Source organism: Effusibacillus dendaii, from assembly GCF_015097055.1.
GTDB classification, from domain to species: Bacteria; Bacillota; Bacilli; order Tumebacillales; family Effusibacillaceae; genus Effusibacillus; species Effusibacillus dendaii.
The window spans coordinates 2,476,794-2,493,747 of record NZ_AP023366.1 but is presented as its reverse complement, the minus strand read 5'-3'; the positions used below and the strand labels follow the sequence as shown (position 1 = coordinate 2,493,747).

The 16,954-nt window shown below is 47.4% G+C and carries 16 protein-coding genes; 6 read left to right on the top strand and 10 right to left on the bottom strand.

Going from position 1 to position 16,954, the window contains the following annotated elements; all coding sequences use genetic code 11:
* Positions 1-54: 54 nt before the first annotated feature.
* The 4 genes from skT53_RS13480 to speE form a co-directional block, all read right to left on the bottom strand.
* A complete protein-coding gene (locus tag skT53_RS13480; RefSeq protein ID WP_200757845.1) occupies positions 55-228 on the bottom strand; it encodes a DUF1427 family protein in 174 nt (57 codons plus the stop codon).
* 5 nt (positions 229-233) lie between these two features.
* The gene (locus skT53_RS13475) at positions 234-695 is read right to left on the bottom strand and encodes a YwiB family protein (protein WP_200757843.1); all 462 of its coding nucleotides are present in this window, start codon (positions 693-695) and stop codon (positions 234-236) included.
* Between the two features lie 136 nt (positions 696-831).
* Complete coding sequence (gene speB / locus skT53_RS13470) at positions 832-1,701, bottom strand: agmatinase (protein WP_200760988.1); 870 nt, start codon at positions 1,699-1,701, stop codon at positions 832-834.
* Between the two features lie 40 nt (positions 1,702-1,741).
* Entirely contained in the window at positions 1,742-2,575 is an 834-nt protein-coding gene (gene speE / locus skT53_RS13465) for a polyamine aminopropyltransferase (protein WP_200757841.1), read from the bottom strand.
* Between the two features lie 175 nt (positions 2,576-2,750).
* On the opposite strand from speE, the gene skT53_RS13460 reads away from it, so the two are divergent.
* Together skT53_RS13460 and skT53_RS13455 are read left to right on the top strand one after the other, a co-directional pair.
* Positions 2,751-4,850, top strand: coding sequence for a transglycosylase domain-containing protein (locus tag skT53_RS13460; protein WP_200757839.1), 2,100 nt, complete (start codon positions 2,751-2,753; stop codon positions 4,848-4,850).
* Between the two features lie 75 nt (positions 4,851-4,925).
* Positions 4,926-6,113 (top strand): pyridoxal phosphate-dependent aminotransferase, encoded by a 1,188-nt coding sequence (locus skT53_RS13455; protein ID WP_200757838.1) that lies wholly within the window; start codon positions 4,926-4,928, stop codon positions 6,111-6,113.
* Positions 6,114-6,141: 28 nt separating this feature from the next.
* Here skT53_RS13455 and skT53_RS13450 read toward each other — a convergent pair whose 3' ends face one another.
* The 5 genes from skT53_RS13450 to skT53_RS13430 form a co-directional block, all read right to left on the bottom strand.
* On the bottom strand, positions 6,142-8,394 hold the full coding sequence (locus skT53_RS13450) for an EAL domain-containing protein (RefSeq protein ID WP_200757837.1): 2,253 nt from the start codon (positions 8,392-8,394) through the stop codon (positions 6,142-6,144).
* A gap of 346 nt (positions 8,395-8,740) precedes the next feature.
* Entirely contained in the window at positions 8,741-9,445 is a 705-nt protein-coding gene (locus skT53_RS13445) for a LutC/YkgG family protein (protein ID WP_200757836.1), read from the bottom strand.
* The gene (locus skT53_RS13440) at positions 9,442-10,887 is read right to left on the bottom strand and encodes a LutB/LldF family L-lactate oxidation iron-sulfur protein (RefSeq protein WP_200757835.1); all 1,446 of its coding nucleotides are present in this window, start codon (positions 10,885-10,887) and stop codon (positions 9,442-9,444) included. Before skT53_RS13440 ends, skT53_RS13445 begins: the two co-directional genes overlap by 4 nt.
* A complete protein-coding gene (locus skT53_RS13435) occupies positions 10,884-11,612 on the bottom strand; it encodes a (Fe-S)-binding protein (RefSeq protein ID WP_200757834.1) in 729 nt (242 codons plus the stop codon). Before skT53_RS13435 ends, skT53_RS13440 begins: the two co-directional genes overlap by 4 nt.
* Positions 11,613-11,776: 164 nt before the next feature.
* A complete protein-coding gene (locus tag skT53_RS13430; protein WP_200757833.1) occupies positions 11,777-11,917 on the bottom strand; it encodes a hypothetical protein in 141 nt (46 codons plus the stop codon).
* A 105-nt stretch (positions 11,918-12,022) separates the two neighbouring features.
* On the opposite strand from skT53_RS13430, the gene skT53_RS13425 reads away from it, so the two are divergent.
* A complete protein-coding gene (locus tag skT53_RS13425; RefSeq protein ID WP_200757832.1) occupies positions 12,023-12,733 on the top strand; it encodes a hypothetical protein in 711 nt (236 codons plus the stop codon).
* A 43-nt stretch (positions 12,734-12,776) separates the two neighbouring features.
* On the opposite strand, the gene skT53_RS13420 is transcribed toward skT53_RS13425, so the two are convergent.
* On the bottom strand, positions 12,777-13,196 hold the full coding sequence (locus tag skT53_RS13420) for a hypothetical protein (RefSeq protein WP_200757830.1): 420 nt from the start codon (positions 13,194-13,196) through the stop codon (positions 12,777-12,779).
* A 286-nt stretch (positions 13,197-13,482) separates the two neighbouring features.
* On the opposite strand from skT53_RS13420, the gene gerQ reads away from it, so the two are divergent.
* The 3 genes from gerQ (at position 13,483) to skT53_RS13405 (ending at position 16,889) form a co-directional block, all read left to right on the top strand.
* The gene (gene gerQ / locus skT53_RS13415; protein ID WP_200757828.1) at positions 13,483-13,935 is read left to right on the top strand and encodes a spore coat protein GerQ; all 453 of its coding nucleotides are present in this window, start codon (positions 13,483-13,485) and stop codon (positions 13,933-13,935) included.
* Positions 13,936-14,218: 283 nt separating this feature from the next.
* On the top strand, positions 14,219-15,067 hold the full coding sequence (locus tag skT53_RS13410; RefSeq protein ID WP_200757826.1) for an ATP-binding protein: 849 nt from the start codon (positions 14,219-14,221) through the stop codon (positions 15,065-15,067).
* 4 nt (positions 15,068-15,071) lie between these two features.
* Positions 15,072-16,889: a vWA domain-containing protein gene (locus tag skT53_RS13405; RefSeq protein WP_200757824.1), complete on the top strand. Its 1,818-nt coding sequence runs from the start codon at positions 15,072-15,074 to the stop codon at positions 16,887-16,889.
* Positions 16,890-16,954 lie beyond the last annotated feature (65 nt).

The window sequence follows — 16,954 nt, the reverse complement described above, 5'->3', positions numbered from 1 at the left end:
CGACAAAAGAGAAAAAATGTTACACAATTCTGGCAACCGAGGATATCATTACTTTCACTGCCATAGCCGACTCATCCAGTTATAGAGAACGCCCCCCGCCCAAATACCGATAATCCCTAACACTCCGGAAAAAACGGGCGGTGCAGGCAAAGGCAATTTAATTGCTGAAAACAGAAATCCGACAACCACCCCAGTCAACACCGACAACCCCCAAACCCGCAAATCCATCACGATCAACCCCTTTTTCCATCGCGGTTATGTACTTCCTTATGGATCTCCGACAGCACTTTTACCTGGATATCCAATTCCATCTGACTGATTGCCCCTGACATATCCATCTGATACGCAACCCGTAAGCTGCCGCCATTTAAGGAAAGATTGTGGCGCAAATAGGACGTTTGAATTTCGATCGGCCACGTTCCGTGCTCCGTAACAAGGGCCGTTCGATCAACCGCTCCCTCTTCGAATCTCGCCCGCAACCCCGTCCCGCCCTGCCGAATCAAAACGGCCTCTGTTGGTTTTACTTTCCAGACAGTCCGGATTTCCTTCCGATCATCGTTAGATTCATGATAGGTCAGGTAGATGGCGTTTTCTTTTTGATACAACAATCCTGTTTCGTAAGTCTGAAATCGATCCGTATGCTGATCGAATGCCTGTTTCGTGTCAATTTGAATTCGAACAGGAATCTTCTCCATCCGCCCGCCTCCTGCACACACACTTATTTTTACTGTACCAAAAATGGAAAATGCCTGCCATTTGAGGGAGACCCCGAACGGCAGGCGCCATGGCCCGTTGTTTCCAACTTCAGTTTCCTTGCTTCAGTCCGGCTGTTTACCGAACAAACCCCAACAACACTTCCCGGATCACTTTTGAAGCGACGATCTGTGACAATTCAGATGGATCGATACCAGGCGATACTTCTACAATATCAAATCCCACCACATCCAAGCCTGCCTCTGCAATGGCATGGACAGACTGCATCAATTCAAGCGATGTGATCCCGCCCGGCTCTGCGGTCCCTGTACCTGGCGCAAAAGCCGGATCCAATACGTCAATATCAACTGTAACATAGACAGGACGGCTTTTTAATTCCGGCAGCACTTTTTTTAACGGTTCCAACACCGTAAACGGATAAAAATTGGTATTCTGCCGCCCCCATTGAAACTCTTCCCGCGTGCCGGACCGAATCCCGAACTGGTAGACGTTTTTAGGGCCGATCAATTCCGCTGACTTGCGAATCACCGCTGCGTGAGAGTACTCTTCCCCTTCGTAATGCTCACGCAGGTCGGCATGTGCGTCGATATGGATCAACGCGAGATTCGGATACTTCTTGGCGACAGCCTGAATCGGTCCCCACGTCACCAAATGCTCGCCGCCAATCCCGAGCGGAAACTTGCCGTCCGCCAATATTTTCTCCACATACTCGTGAATCTGTTCGACGGAACGTTGCGGATTGCCGAATGCAAGCGGAATGTCGCCCGCATCAAAATACTTCACATCTTCCAAATGCTTGTCCAGATATGGGCTGTATTCTTCCAGACCGATCGATACTTCCCGCACACGGGTCGGCCCCAACCGGGTACCCGTTCGAAACGATACGGTCCAGTCCATCGGCATACCGTAAATGACCGCTTTTGCGACCGCATAATCCTGTGTAGCACCGATAAATTCATTGCCATTATAGGCAGGATCAAATTTCATAGGATGAAACGTCATACCTGAACCTCCCTTTCCGCTGGCCCTACTTCAGTAATTCCTCGACAAATTTAGGCAAGCGGAATACTGACTTGTGAATGTGTGGCGAGTAATACTTCGTTCCCGGCGGGTCAAACAGTTTGGATTCGTCGACTGCCAGTGGATCGTGCTTTTTCGAACCCAATGTAAAACTCCAAAGTCCTGACGGGTAGGTCGGTATCGCCGCCGTGTAGTAGCGTGTGACCGGGAAAATCGACGCAATATCTTTGTAAACCCGACGAATCAAGTCTTTGTTGAACCAGGGGGATTCCGACTGCGCCACCATGATGCCATCCTCTTTTAACGCCTCATAGATCCCCTGATAGAAATCTTTCGCAAAAAGCCCTTCTGCCGGTCCGACCGGTTCCGTGGAGTCAACCAGAATCACGTCATACTCGTTTTTGTGTTCCATTACATGTTTGATGCCATCAATCACCTGTACATCCACTTTTGGATTGCCTGTCAGTTCACATGCAATTTGCGGCAAATACTGTTTCGACACTTCAATCACGCGACCGTCGATTTCGGCCAGCACCGCTTTTTCAACAGACGGATGTTTAACGATTTCGCGGATTGCGCCGCCATCGCCGCCGCCAACCACCAGCACTTTTTTCGGGTTGGGATGCGTGTTCATCGCCACGTGCGAAATCATCTCGTGATAGACAAACTCATCCATATCGGTAGTCATTACCATGCCGTCGAGAACCAGCATTTTGCCGAACTGAAGCGTATGGATCATATCCACTTTTTGAAAATCGGACTGTTCCGTATGTAAAGTCTTATCAATTTTCGCTGTAATTCCAAAGTTCTCCGTTTGCTTCTCCGTATACCAAAGTTCCATTCCGTTCCATCCCCCTCATTATCATTCTGATCCTAGTCTAGGTTTTCGTTCCGAACGGAAACCTATCCAAAATCCACCATCCGTTTTTCGACAAACTGTGCATTATTATACCGCAACGTTTAATCTCTTGCAATTTCGCCCATACTGGTTGCTAGAGTCAAAGGAGCAGGTGAAAATGACAGATAAATCAATCGATTTAATTGAAGATATAGAGCCGGTTGACCCTGTAACGCCTCCGCCTGACAGTGAACGGATCCGTCAAAAGAAAATCCTTCTTCTCAAGTTGGCTCTTTTCTTTATGGTTATCACATTTCTATCCGGCAGCCTCTTTTATCTATACGTACGGTTTGCCCCGCTGCCGGACAGTGACCTGAACAGCCATTCGCGCATCCTGTCGGCAGACGGCAGCATGCTGGCTGATCTGACCGATAACGGGCAAAACCGGGTCAAAGTGCCGATCAGCGAAATTCCTGTCTATCTTCAGCAAGCTACCGTAGCGATTGAGGATGCCCAATTTTATAATCACGGAGGGTTCAATTTCCGGGGCATCGCCCGCGCGCTCTATGTCGATCTGAAAAATGGCGAGATTGTCGAAGGCGGCTCCTCCATCACACAACAGCTTGCGAAAGTACTGTTTCTCTCACAAGATCGAACTTTTTCCCGTAAGTTGCAGGAAGTTCTATTGACCATCCAGTTGGAAACCCGTTTCTCCAAACAGGAAATTCTTGAAAACTACCTGAATGCGGTGTACTACGGAAACGGAGCAAACGGAGTGGGAGCGGCAGCCAAACTGTATTTCAACAAACCGGTCAGCCAATTGACGCTTGCAGAATCATCCCTTTTGGCCGGTTTGCCGAAGGGACCGTCGATCTATTCTCCATTTGATCACCTGGATCAGGCAAAAGCTCGTCAACACCAGGTATTGGAGGCAATGGTTCGAAACGGGTACATTACCGGACAGCAAGCGGATGAAGCCTATCAACAGCCGCTCACCTTGTCCTCCCAAAAAAATATTGAGACGGGCGCCGCCCCTTACTTTTCCCGCTACGCCGCATGGTCGGCATTAAATCAGAACGGAGTTCCGGAAGATGAGCTTTACCGCGGGGGCGTGACACTGCAAACCACTATCGACCTGTCCATGCAAAAAGCGGCGGAAGCGGCTGTTCGGAAATATCTCCCCAATACGCCCGGATTGCAAACGGCACTCATCGCACTCGATCCCACCACCGGGGAGATCAAGGCAATGGTCGGGGGCCGCGCTTTCGAACAATCCACGCTGAACCGAGTGCTCTCCAGACGGCAGCCCGGTTCTTCGTTTAAGCCGTTTGTTTATTTGACAGCACTTGAAAGCGGAATTACACCTGTCAAAATGTACAAAAGCGAACAGACCTCCTTCCCGTACGATAAAGACAAGGTGTACACCGTCAAAAATTTTGACAATATTTATGTGCATGACTATATCAATATGCGGGAAGCCATAAAACGGTCTGACAACGTATATGCCGTGTCAACCGAAATGGAGGTAACACCGCAGCGAGTGATCCAAACGCTTGACCGCTTCGGGTTTGCAACGCAATTTCAGCCTTATCCGTCACTGGCGTTAGGCGTGTTTCCTGTTTCCCCGTTGGAAATGGCCCGTGCCTATGCGGCTCTGGCCAACGGCGGCACATTGGTGGAGCCAACCGCCATTCGTCAGGTAACCAACGCCTACGGTCGTGAAATTTACCACCGGGAGAGACAAACCCGACAGGTTGCATCACCGCAAAACGCTTTCATTCTAACCGACTTAATGAAAAGTGTGTTTGACGTCGGCGGTACGGCAGCCCGTATTCAGCCGGACGTGGCGAATCGAATCGTCGCCGGAAAAACTGGTACGACCGATACCGACGCGTGGATGGCCGGATATACACCCAACCTTGTGTGTGTCGTTTGGGTCGGGTACGACAAAGATCAATTGCTCGGCCCGGTCGAATCGCGTGCCGCCTCACAGATTTGGGGCGATTTTATAAAAAATGCGCTGGCAAACGAGCCGGCTGCCGATTTTCCCCGACCGGACGGGTTGCTTGAGGTAAACATCGATCCCACAACCGGGATGATCGCTACAGACAATTGTCCACGCGTCGAACGGGAGTTTTTCCGAATCGGTACGGAACCGCTGCAGGAATGCACGGTTCATAAAGGCTCACCTATCCGTTTGGATAAGACACCAGACACCCGAACAGAATCCAGCATAGAAAAAATTTGGCGCTGGTTCAAAGGATCCAATGAACGATAAACGACTCCCTGTTGACTGCATCTCTTTCATAGCGTATCGTATGAATATTGAAGGAGAACTTTAGGGGGAATTTCTATGCCGTTTGGATTATCTGACCGCGTGAAATCGATTCCGCCGTCACCCACTCTGTCAATCGATGCAAAAACCAAAGAGTTGGTGGCACAAGGTATCGATATTATCAATCTGAGTGTGGGGGAGCCTGATTTCGGCACACCGGAACCGGCCTGTCAGGAAGGCATCACCGCCATTCAGGAAGGATTTACGAAATATACTGCTGTTGCCGGTATTAACAATCTGCGCAAAGCGATCGCCAAAACCCTGAAAGAGGAAGACGGCGTTGAATATGAAATGGACGACATTATTGTTTCAAACGGCGCCAAACATTCTCTGTTTAACGTTTTTATGGCTGTTTGCAATCCGGGCGATGAAGTCATTTTGCCCGCTCCGTACTGGGTCAGCTACCCGGAAATGATCCGTCTGGCCGGAGCCACGCCAGTGATCATCGAAACGGATGAATCGACCGGTTTTAAAATTACGCCCGAGCTTTTAAAAAACGCGATTACATCGAAGACGAAAGCGCTGCTGCTGAACTCGCCGAGCAACCCGACTGGCGCTGTCTATACGCCGGAAGAACTGCAAGCGCTGGCGAAAGTCATTGAGCAGCACGACTTCTATGTCATTTCTGACGAAATATACGGAAAACTGGTTTATGATGTTCGGCAAGTTTCGATTGCCTCTCTATCGGAAGCAATGAAACAGCGTACATTGCTCGTCAACGGTTTTTCCAAAGCGTTTGCCATGACCGGCTGGCGATTGGGATATGTAGCGGGAGATCGTGCCGTTATTAAAGCGATGACCACCTTTCAGAGTCAGTCCACTTCAAATCCGTCATCGATTTCACAGCGCGCCGGCGTGAAAGCGTTGGAATGTTTCGATCCGCAGGTGGTCGAGGTTTTCCGCCGCCGCCGCGATTATATTTTGAAACGAATTGAGGCCATGCCTTATATTCAATGCATTGTGCCAAACGGTGCATTTTATGTATTCCCAAACGTATCGGGGGTTTTTGGCAAAACGTATCAGGACGTAACGATTGACTCGGCCAGCACGTTTGCCACGCTCTTGTTAGAGAAGGCCAATATTGCTTTGGTTCCGGGCGAAGGATTCGGCGCCCCCAACAACATACGGATTTCGTATGCGGTGTCAGATGAGGATTTGACAAAAGCGATGGATCGGCTGGAAACGTTTCTGCAAGAAGTCAAGTAAGTAGAGCAACCGTAAAAAAGTACGTTCTTCAAAACGAAGGACGTACTGTTTTTCTATGCAGTGCCTGGATTTCGGAAGCTGACATCGGTTTTCCTAACAGATGTCCTTGCGCCACATCACACTGATTCGCTTCGAGGAAACGAAGCTGCTCCACCGTTTCGACTCCCTCGGCAATCACTTTTAACTTTAAGTTGTGCGCCAACGCAATTATAGCCTGAACAATCGCTGCATCATCAGGGTCATTTGTAATTTCACGGATGAACGACTGATCGATTTTTAAGGAATCAACCGGAAATTGTTTTAAGTAGCTTAGGGATGAATAGCCGGTTCCAAAATCGTCGATTGAAATATGGAGGCCAATGCTTTTCAGCTTTTTTAACGTTTCTGTAACTGAACCGGTATTTTTCATGGAAATGTTTTCAATCAGTTCCAACTCCAGATATTTGGCTTCCAACCCGGTTTCTTGCAGCACTTGCTCGATCAAATCGACAAAATTTCGCTGTTGAAACTGGCGGGTAGAAATATTAACCGCCACTCGCAGCGGCGGAAGCCCGGCGTCTTGCCAAATCCGGCTTTGCCTGCACACCTTCCGCAGTACCCATTCCCCTATTTGGATGATCATACCCGTCTCTTCCGCTAAAGGAATAAATTCTGCCGGAGTAAGTAACCCTCGTTTTGGATGCTTCCAACGAACCAGTGCCTCCAACCCGACTGTAGAGTTGTGAGACACATCGATTTGCGGTTGATAGTAGACAACAAACTCTTCACGTTCCAGGGCCCGTTGCAATTCGCTTTCCAAGGTTAACCTCTGGAATACACCCGTATCCGTATTGGGCATATACAACTGATACGTGCTCTTGCCTTGCTCTTTCGCCGTGTACATGGCAGAGTCAGCGTTTTTCATAAGGGTTTCCATATCTTCCCCGTCATCCGGGTAGATCGCTGCCCCGATACTGGTGGTGATTAAAAATTCACTGCCCTCCATGTTAATTGGATACCTGAATGCGTCAAAAATTCGGTCCACCATCGCGACCAGCTCCTCCGAATCGGAGATGGAAGGCATCAATACAGTAAATTCATCACCGCCCATGCGGCCAACCACTTCATCGTTTTGGATACATTGCCGCAACCGATCGGCCACCGTTTGCAGCAGCAAATCGCCGACTGCGTGTCCCAACATGTCATTAATGTTTTTAAAGTGGTCCAGGTCGAGAAAAATTAACCCGACCTTATGCTGCCTGATCTTCGCATCATGCAGCGCAGTTAACAGTCGTTCCTGAAAATACCTCCGGTTCGGCAAATCCGTCAGCGCATCATGATAGGCCATGTGGTTAATCAGTTCAATCGCGCGATTGCGTTCCGTAACGTCTTTCGCAATACCGTAGATCCCTGTCACCTTGTTATCTGCGGTAATGGGGAATGAGGTTATCTGCGCGATCAACCGTTTGCCGTTTTTGTGTAGGACTGTCACTTCATATTCCTGCGGCTGACCCTTTCTGACATTATCCATACGCACCCGCAAGCTTGGCCATTCTTCCGGACAAACATAAGAAATGACATCCTGACCAATCAATTCCTCCATTTGATATCCGAGAAACTTCTCAACAGCAGGGCTCATGGTCAAAACCTTTCCATCGATAGAAACGGAGAAAATCATATCGGTGTTATATTCCACAATGGATCGGTAGCGTTGTTCGCTTTCTTCCAGACGCCGTTCCGCTTCCTTGCGCTCTGTAATATCCCGGCAGATACCGCGAAAACCGGTCGGTTCCCCTTTCGCATTGCAAATCAGAGAAATGGAGATATCTATAAACCGTTCTTTCCCCTCTTTTGAGTTCATTTTAAATTCATAACTAGTGACCGGTTCACCGGTCCGAAAAACCCGGTTAAATGTTTCGTATATTTCAGCAGAAGTTTTCTCGTCCGTATAATCGCGGTTGTTCATATTCAACAAATCCTCCCGCGAATATCCGAAAATCTCGCACAATGATTGATTGAGTTCCGTAAACTTACCTGCCAGATCGACTTCATAATAGCCGTCCCTGATATTGTCCAGAACGGCCTGATACTTCTCTTCACTTTCCTGCAGCTGCGCCATGTTACGACTGATCAATAAATGAAGCATCCAGGAGGTGACCAACACAAAGAACAGACCGTTGAAAATCTGTAAAAACAGCACCTTTTCCAAATTTTCCACAAAGAAATTCAAAATCCGGTCAGAGATAACGAACCAACCGATCGAAGCCAAGATATATAAAAGCATTATTCGAAAGGGATTCAAAGACTCACTTCCTAACCCCCAATATTACAAGGGGACGATTTCGTATTTGTAAAAAATTCGACTCTCTGAAAACGATTTCCTTTATATTAACAATTAGTCAGCAGAATTTATGAAAAACTTATTAATATTAAGATTTTAACAAATTCTCTCTTATTTGATAAGTCTGTAAAGTCTGGAAATAATGTGTGAAAACAGAAGAAGAAGAGGACAATGGTCTGCCTGGCAGCCAATTGGTTCGTTCGGAGGATCGATCTGGAGTATCATAATGGGGCTATCCCGGAAGAAACAACACGATGCAAGCTGGTTTGATTCGGTGTTCCTTCCAGGACAGTAGGTTTCATGCGGGTTACTTGATGATCAATGCGAACACTTTCTTTGGCCCATGCACACCGATGGAAAGATCGTTTTCGATATCGGAACTGCGCGAAGGACCCGTTATAAAATTAACGCCTGCTGGCAAAGAACCATTCCGGTTCATCTCATCGATCTTGACCATCACTTCACCAATTCTTGTGACCAGTTGTTTGGCTCGAAACACCGCGATGTGAATGGGAGGCAAAAGACTGACGGAACGTGCTTTTTCACGGGATGAAAAGAGACTTAACGTTCCCGTATCCGCGACTGCATAATCGGCCCAGGTAATGCCGGCTTCTGCTTGATTGGCAATCTCTTTCATTGACTGGGGGTCACCGTGTCCCCATACGTTCACCGTTATTCCGGATAGCCGCAATGGTTCATCAAGTCCGAGCGATTCCAATTCCGGGTGGTCCCAGCGAATGAGATTCGTAATGTTTTCTTCCTGAATCCAACGTTTCAAAACGTCGACCGCTTCCCATTCGGACTGTACTGTTTCCGCGACGCCTGTTAACGCCCGCCAACTTTCACAAAACCTCTCGATCTTTTCCTCTTGTGACAATTGAAATTGACGCCAAAAATCCGGTGGGCCGATCACATCCCGCGACGGTTTCTCGGTAAGCGGCTCAGACCTTCCCAAGCGGCCCGCGATACGTTTCAGCAAAGCAAATTCTTGCTCAGTCAGATTGCTGCTCATTTCGAATCTCCCCCCTTCGGACCTTCCAGTTCCGCAGAAAGCTGAGCCCATTTTTCACGGAACGATTGCGGTGCCGGTGAGGGAAAATGACGTGCGTTTGTCCATCCCAACATATGAAGCGGACCTTTTTCGATATAGCCATCTTTCGCCATAAACGGCACCATCAGTTTAGCCGCACGCATTGACAACCGATAACGTCCCGGATTTGCAAACGAGCCTCGATACATGCGAAACGCCATCCGTTCCCAACCGGGAGTTAACCCCAATTTCACTTTTCGCGCGCGCAAATGGACCAGCATGTCATGCAGCGGAATTTTCACCGGACAGGCGTCCGTACATGCGCCGCATAAACTGGATGCATAAGGGAGATCTCCCCACACCTTCATATCGTCCCGTAACAATGGGGTAATCACAGCGCCAATCGGTCCGGGATAGACATCGCCGTAAGCGTGTCCGCCGATATGACGGTACACCGGGCATACGTTCAGACAAGCGCCGCAACGGATACAGTTCAACACTTCCTGAAATTCGTCATCCCCTAAAATGTTGCTGCGGCCGTTATCTACGATGATCAGATGGAATTCCTGCGCCCCGTCCAAATCCTCTTCTTTACGGGGGCCGTTGATTACCGACACGTAGGAGGTGATTTTTTGCCCGGTGGCACTGCGCGGCAACAAGTTCACAAATGTCTCCAGATCCTCAAATGAAGGCAGCAAACGTTCCATTCCCATAAACGCTACATGGACGGGAGGCAACGTCGTCACCATTCGGCCATTTCCCTCATTCGTAAACATCACAATGGAACCAGATTCGGCAATTGCAAAGTTGCATCCGGATACCCCAATATCCGCTTCCAGGAACTCTTGCCGCAGCTTTCGACGGGCAAATGCGGTCAGTGTCGGTGTGTCCTCGGAAATCTGCTCTCCGCTGATTGCTGAAAATTTGTCTGCAATCTGGTACCGGTTTTTGTGAATGGCCGGTATGATAATGTGTGAAGGCGCTTCGCCAAACAGTTGGATGATATACTCGCCCAAATCGCTTTCCAGCACTTTCACGCCGATCTCTTCCAGCGCTTTGTTCAGATGCACTTCTTCTGATACCATCGATTTTGATTTGAGGACGCTCTTCGCGTTTTTCTGTTTGGTAATGTCCAGAAAAATCTGTACGGCATGCTCGGCAGTATCGGCAATGTGCACATGACCCCCGCGTTTTTTTACGTTTTGGATCAATTGCCCCAAGTAATAATCAAGATGCTGCACCACATGCGAACGAATGCGGCTGCCCTGTTCCCGCCATTCCTGCCAATTGCCAAGCGCCTCGGAAGAGGCCAGCTTACCCCCTTCCAGTCGATCGGTCGTTTTTTTAACCGCTTCAATTAATGTTTCATCGGCAATCGCATGCTTCATCCGTTCCTTAAGCGGCATGGCCGGTTTTACGCTCATGATTTCACTCCTTCCCACAGCAGTTCCGCTACATGCATCACCCTTACAGGGGCGCCTTCATAGCGCAACCGACCGCCGATATTCATGAGACACCCCATATCCGTGCCTACCAGAATTTCCGCATTTGTTTCTTTTACGTGTTCCGCTTTTTCTGCCACCATCGCACCTGATACTTCGTGCATCTTGACCGCGAACGTGCCGCCAAATCCGCAGCAATCTTCCGCAAAAGGAAGATCAACCAGTTCCAACCCCTGCACATTTTGCAGCAAAGCCAACGGCTCATGTTTGATGCCCATCAGCCTCATGGCGTGGCAAGAAGGGTGATAGGTCACTTTTGCGTTCATTCGGGCTCCCAGATCCTGCTTACCCAATACATTCACAATAAACTGGGATAATTCAAATGATTTGCTGACGAATTTTTTTGCCCGTTCCTCCCAGCGGCTATCCCCTTCAAATAAAAGAGGGTAATAGTGGTGAATCATGCCGATGCATGATCCGGACGGTCCCACCACGTATTCACTTTTTTCAAACGATTCTATCAACGTTTTGGCCACATCTCTCGCTTCATCCCGATATCCGGAATTAAAAGCCGGTTGGCCGCAGCAGGTTTGGCCTTCCGGAAAATCGGCCCGTACACCGAGCCGGTCCAGCAAACGCACCGTACTCTCTCCGACATTCGGATAGAACGTATCTGCCAGACAAGTGATAAACAGGGAAACGTTCATATGTAATTCGACTCCTTATGCTTTATACATCCATTATACCGTAAATGGTTCGCCAGAGGTATGACGACATACATATGTATATAAAAAACCACTCATTCCGGTTGAACTGCTCCTGCACAGGCCGTTTATGAGTGGTTGTCCCTTTTTTATTTTTCAATACGCACTTAACAGTCGTCACTGCCCTGCAGATTTCCTTCTCCGTCTGCGAATTTTCCATCATTTACGACAGCGATGAGCCCGGCTTGTTCCAGCTCGGAAAGCACTTCAAACAGGCTGTCTTTTTTGGCAGCAGGCAAACTGGCCACGTAATGTGCCCAATCTGTAGGGTTTTACACACTCCCGGGAACCCAACCCCATAGGATGAAGAAATGAGACGTCTAGTTACAGATGCCTTACGAGGAGGTGTACATGTGGACAGACTCAAATCGACTCCAGCCGCCGCCACTCGGAAGTCGAATCGCATATCGACCGCAGACAGACGCAAATCTCCCAACTCCACAACCCGAAAAAAATCGGTTGGCCGCAAATCGGCCATCTCCCGCCAAAATGCGGCAAACTCCGGTTCCTCAAAAGCATCGGGGTTGCTTTCGCTTTCCAACTTAGGTAACTTAAGCGCCATGTGCAAACAGTGCCTTAAATATTTACAGCAAGCGGACGTTTGGCTGGAAACAATCAACAAAGCCTCTACCTCGTTGAATGAGGCGGGATTGCTGCAAAAGCTTATCAAAACCAAGGGAAAGGGACTATCGACCGGGGATATGGCCAGCGTCTTAATGGCCTTTATGAATACACCACTGGCAGACCAATTTTTCAAAGGGGGTTCCAGCGAAGAAGATTCCTCGACTGCAAACAGGCAACCCGCGAATCAATCAGGACACCCGGAACAGAACCCATCTTCTCCGCCGGCATCGTCTGCGCCGTCGGCAGGACATCCCGGTTGGCCCCGATACCCCGGAATGCCGCCTGGTCCGCCAACATTTGGACAGCCTGCCCCTCCCGCTTGGCCAGGTTATATGCAGGGCTACAATCCGCCGCCGCCAACTTTTCCGCAACCGCACTCCTATCCCGCTTACGGATATCCGCCAGCTCAGCAACTGCCTGCCAATCCGCCGGACAGCTAACGGTGATAAAAAAAAGACTGCGAATCGCTCGCAGCCTTTTTTGTTACTTGATAAACTTTTTAAATTCGTTGATCGAATTCGGGTCGATTTTGCCTTGGCCATACTTTTTAATCAACTCTTCCGGATCCTGCGGCTGACCTCCTTTTGTTGCGTCTTTATAAGCTTTTGCAAATTGGTTCAACCGTTCTTCACTAACCGGCAGCTTAAACTCGGTCGCCAATCTTTTTGCCAACTCTTTTACTTTATCCGCATCTTTCCAGTCTTCCGGTTTCGTGTTCTTAACCTGATTCAGCACACCCAGCAATCCGCCTTTGTTGGCTTGCGAAATCCTCTGCTTCAATACATCCATGGCATTGACTGGTACAGCGGGTGCAGCAGGTTCAGCCGATTTTGCCGCTTCGGGGGCGGGGGCTTTGGCTTGTTGCGACGCACTGGTTGTGCTTTTACGATTTTTTTTAGGCACAATGCAGCCTCCTCCATACAAAGATCTGAGAAACTATCCCTACATACTACACTCGGGATAACAAATTTGACCCGTACACCCGCCCAACTCACAATGTCATTCCTATAATCAGCCTTTATCGAAGCAACCTTCAGGAGAGGATTTGCTCTCTCCCTTTCCATGCTGTTTAAAAAATAGGCGCTTGCCAAGCGCACGATTGAGAATGGGCAAGTTCCCATTTCTCGTCTGAAAAATACATTATAAGTGATCATCAATCGATTCACATGAAAAAGGGAGTGAAAAAAGTATGTATTATTTCCCCTATCAACAACCGTTTTACCCATATGCCGGGACTGCGCAGCCAGGCGCTGCAGCCGCAGCTGTTCCAAGACCCAGCGGCGCCCCATTCCCCGTTCCGTCGCAAACGGTGCCGCTTCCCATGCTTCCCGATACAGGTGTTCCTGGCACTGTGGAAGAATCCTATATTGAAAACATCTTGCGGTTTAACCGCGGTAAAGTCGGTAATTTCTATTTTACGTTTGAAAACAATCCGGAATGGAACGCACGGGTGATTCGCGGAAGAATTGAAACAGCGGGACGCGACCACCTTATCCTGAGTGACCCTACAACAGGCAAACGCTATCTCATGCTGCTCGTCAACTTTGACTATGCGGAGTTCGATGAACCGTTAGCCTATATTCCGCCGCGACTGCCGCCCGGTGTGCAGCAAGAACTGACAACAGGTACCGGAGCACGCTAACCTTTCTATTCGTGTAAAGAAAACCTGGCTTCCGCCAAGCCCCCGGCGCAGGCGGAAGCCAGGTTTCACCCGCCAAAGTGACAAGCCCTTTCACTCACGAGTACAAACGGTCAACGGGCATTTGTCACGACGACCATGGACGGTCTAGTGTCGACGATGCAACATGGACGTTGCGTTTTCGTCGACGGACCACCATTGGGACTAGTTTCCTTATCTACAAGAGGAGTTAGGATTTTTGTTAAAATATAAAAGAGAAAAAGATACACCAGGAAGGACGGAGTCTATGTTTCCACTACCAAATGAGCTACAAGATAAGATCAAAAAAAGAAAAGAAAAAATCACTTTACAGATAAAAGGCGGATACCTCTCCGACGATGAAAGCATCTTTTATGATGCAGCCATGTCCTTATCGCTTGGAAAAAACATTTTGCTAAAAGGACCGACCGGATCCGGAAAAACCAAATTATCCGAAAGCATCGCCGCGTTCTTTCATCTTCCCGTGCAACAGGTCAACTGTTCGGTTGATTTGGATGCGGAAGCTCTTTTGGGTTTTAAAACGCTTGTAAATGGAACCATTGAATTTGTCGAAGGACCGGTGATCAAAGCGATGAAACAAGGTCACCTGTTATACATCGATGAAATCAATATGGCAAAACCGGAAACGCTTCCGATCCTAAATGGGATTTTGGATTACCGCAGAACTATCGTCAATCCGTTTACCCAAGAGAGCATTACTGCACATGAGGATTTTTGTGTGATCGCCTCCATCAATGAAGGCTATATCGGAACAACACCGCTGAATGAGGCGTTGAAAAACCGCTTTATCGTGATTGAAGTGCCTTATGTATCCGGGGAGATTTTAAGAAAAATTTTCATCGAACAATCCAAACAAAAAAACGATGATCTCTATGATCCGTTCATCTCCTTTTCAAAAGATGTTATTCAAGAAGTTAAAAACGGACATCTCTCGGAAGAGGCTGGGTCCATTCGAGCCTTGATCGATGCATTGGATCTTACGCTCTATCTTCCGCCGCTTCGAGCGATTAAACGAGCGATTGCAGATAAACTGGAAGATGAAAAAGAAAGAGAGCTTGTCATCAATTTATCCGAGACATATTTTGAAGGAGAATAAAATCATGAAATTTTTATCCTTCTCCGACAACCGATCCAACACATCGCTTGTTTCAATGTTAACGAATCTTGCAAAAGCTTTGGCAAAAGAAAAAGAGATACAGGTAAAAATCGGCTATCACAGCTACTACAGTCCCAGCAGTAAAACCTTTTATCTGCCTTCCCTTTGGGAAAGTTATCCGATCGAAAAACAAAGACGTCTTTTAAAAGCAGAGCTGTATTTAAAAGCATTTGGAGAATGGCATTTTTCAGATCCGCAAATCACGCAGGATTATCTGCAAAGCATTAAAGAGCAAAAACTTACGACGCTAAAAAAGCATCTTTATCTTCTGCTGGAGGAATATCGAATTGAAACGCTCATCAAGAGCCTGCGACCTGGAATGAAGGCCTTTTTAAAGCAAAGAAATGATGAGCTGGTCATTACCCTAAACCGGGAAATCGTATCCGCTCTACAGAACAAACAGGATGCAGAGGCGTTTTATTTTTCTCTCTCTCTGCTTACAAAAAATCAATTCGTTGAAACAAAATGGGATGTAAAGCTGCCAAAATTTACATCGCAACGCGAGGTACAGCCATTTATTGAGAAAATCTTAACAGAAAACCTGCTCGATCAAGATATGAAAGCCCAATATCGCACATATGAAATCGGGCATCATAAAACATTTGATGAACTCAAAAGAAAACCGAATCCAAAACAATCCGGCTCTGTAGAAACAAAAGAGAACGGTGGCGTAAAAGAAAAAATGCCCACCTGGCACCGGGAAAGTCAAACGCCAAATGAATCGTTTCTTCAATTTGATATTAATCAAGGCTCTTCAAGTAAATTATTATCCGATACAGAAAGAGTAAGTGATTCGGGAGATCAGGTGCTTGCCGTCATTCAAGGAATGGCAGCAAGAAGCAAACAAAACATTTATACCGATCAAATGCCTGAAAAAATTATAAAAAAGGAAAAATTGCACCCGTACGGTATTGAAAATCAACATGCAGAGCTCACGATTTTAAATCCGAAAGAGGCAAGTGAAGAAGAGAAAATCAAATATGGACAAATCCTGCAAGAAATTGCCGTTTTTCGAAAAAAGCTTGAAGCAAGCATTCAAAAAATGTTGGAGAAAAAACAAAATGACAGCCAAAACGACCGGTTAATCGGAAGATTGGGAAAGAAACTCATCCGGTTCTATACAGAAGAAAATCCGCGTCTTTTTTATAAAAAACAGGCAGAAAGCAAACAGATCGACGCCGCCTTTTCCATTTTAGTGGACTGTTCTTCTTCTATGATGGATAAAATCGAGCCGGTCCAAAAAACGATCGCACTTCTGCATGAGGTGTTAAAAAGACAATCCATCCCTCATCAGATAAGCGGTTTTTGGGAAGATGGGATGATGGCGGACGAGAAAAAACAGCCTAATTATCTAAAACGGATTTTCTCCTTCCAAAATTCTCTGCAAGAAAGTGGATCGCTTATCCTGCAGCTTTCAGCAAAAGAGGACAATCGCGACGGCTATATTATCCGCAAAGAAACAGAAGGTTTTTTAAAACGAAGCGAAAAACGCAAATTTATGATTATCTTCACTGACGGAGAGCCAGCAGCCTTTAATTATGTCGAAAATGGGATTAAAGACACATACGAGGCGGTTTATGAGGCAAGAAAAAAAGGAATGGAAGTCATCGGTGTGTTTCTTTCCAAAGAAGAGATTACAGAGCGGGATGTTGATGTTATGAAAAACATCTACGGCAGATCGCACCTTGTCATCTCGGGAGTGGAAGAATTCGTCTCTTCTCTTACCCCGCTTCTCAGAAAAATTTTCAAACAAATTATCTAACAGGTGAAAATGGACAAGTTAAATTCCTGATTATAATGGCGAAATGACTGCAAACTAATGCAAGG

Bases quoted from the DNA above. Each gene is read 5' to 3' on its own strand.
- skT53_RS13480 (WP_200757845.1), bottom strand. From the start codon at position 228: ATGGATTTGCGGGTTTGGGGGTTGTCGGTGTTGACTGGGGTGGTTGTC.
- skT53_RS13475 (WP_200757843.1), bottom strand. From the start codon at position 695: ATGGAGAAGATTCCTGTTCGAATTCAAATTGACACGAAACAGGCATTC.
- speB (WP_200760988.1), bottom strand. From the start codon at position 1,701: ATGAAATTTGATCCTGCCTATAATGGCAATGAATTTATCGGTGCTACA.
- speE (WP_200757841.1), bottom strand. From the start codon at position 2,575: ATGGAACTTTGGTATACGGAGAAGCAAACGGAGAACTTTGGAATTACA.
- skT53_RS13460 (WP_200757839.1), top strand. From the start codon at position 2,751: ATGACAGATAAATCAATCGATTTAATTGAAGATATAGAGCCGGTTGAC.
- skT53_RS13455 (WP_200757838.1), top strand. From the start codon at position 4,926: ATGCCGTTTGGATTATCTGACCGCGTGAAATCGATTCCGCCGTCACCC.
- skT53_RS13445 (WP_200757836.1), bottom strand. From the start codon at position 9,445: ATGAGCAGCAATCTGACTGAGCAAGAATTTGCTTTGCTGAAACGTATC.
- skT53_RS13440 (WP_200757835.1), bottom strand. From the start codon at position 10,887: ATGAGCGTAAAACCGGCCATGCCGCTTAAGGAACGGATGAAGCATGCG.
- skT53_RS13435 (WP_200757834.1), bottom strand. From the start codon at position 11,612: ATGAACGTTTCCCTGTTTATCACTTGTCTGGCAGATACGTTCTATCCG.
- gerQ (WP_200757828.1), top strand. From the start codon at position 13,483: ATGTATTATTTCCCCTATCAACAACCGTTTTACCCATATGCCGGGACT.
- skT53_RS13410 (WP_200757826.1), top strand. From the start codon at position 14,219: ATGTTTCCACTACCAAATGAGCTACAAGATAAGATCAAAAAAAGAAAA.
- skT53_RS13405 (WP_200757824.1), top strand. From the start codon at position 15,072: ATGAAATTTTTATCCTTCTCCGACAACCGATCCAACACATCGCTTGTT.